Origin of the sequence: Cupriavidus sp. SIMBA_020, from assembly GCF_046535395.1 — a bacterium.
Lineage (GTDB): Bacteria > Pseudomonadota > Gammaproteobacteria > Burkholderiales > Burkholderiaceae > Cupriavidus > Cupriavidus campinensis.
In genome coordinates this window covers 1-547 of the sequence record NZ_JAWRWU010000047.1, presented here as the reverse complement: position 1 = coordinate 547, position 547 = coordinate 1, and the positions used below count along the sequence as shown (strand labels likewise).

Annotated in this window: 1 protein-coding gene and 1 pseudogene; both read right to left on the bottom strand. The window is 64.4% G+C overall.

From position 1 onward, the window contains the following. Positions 1-377 (bottom strand): annotated as a pseudogene (locus SB751_RS28070) (sodium:solute symporter); the annotation flags it as partial. Next, on the bottom strand, positions 374-547 hold a 174-nt coding region (locus SB751_RS28065; RefSeq protein ID WP_410748791.1), incomplete at its 5' end, for a DUF3311 domain-containing protein. The gene SB751_RS28065 and the pseudogene SB751_RS28070, both read right to left, overlap by 4 nt.

Genomic DNA, 547 nt, shown 5'->3' with positions numbered 1-547 from the left:
GCCAGCGCGAGCATGCGGCTGCCGTAGCGCGCCGAGACGAAGTCCGCCGATGTCACATAGCCCTGGCGCTTGGCGATGCTCCACAGTTTCGGGAACACGACGAACGCGAACGGATAGATCAGGATCGTGTAGGGCAGCGCGAAGAAGCCGGTCGCGCCCGCGCCGAACACCAGTGCCGGCACCGCGATGAAGGTGTAGGCCGTGTACAGGTCGCCACCCAGCAGAAACCACGTGACGATGGTGCCGAAGCGCCGCCCGCCGAGGCCCCACTCTTCCAGATGGGCGAGATCGCCGCGCCGCCAGTTCGCGGCGAGAAAGCCGAGGATGGTGACGCCGATGAACAGCAGGACGAAGACGAAGGTGGCGCCGAGGTTCATTGCGCACCTCCCTGCGAGCCGCCGGCCTTCCATCCGTGCTTGGTCTTCCGGTACACGAACGCGGTGATCACCGCGCTAATGAACACCCACAGCAGCTGGTACCAGTAGAAGAACGGAAACCCGAACCATTGCGGTTCGATCTTGCTGTACGACGGCACCCAGACCATCGC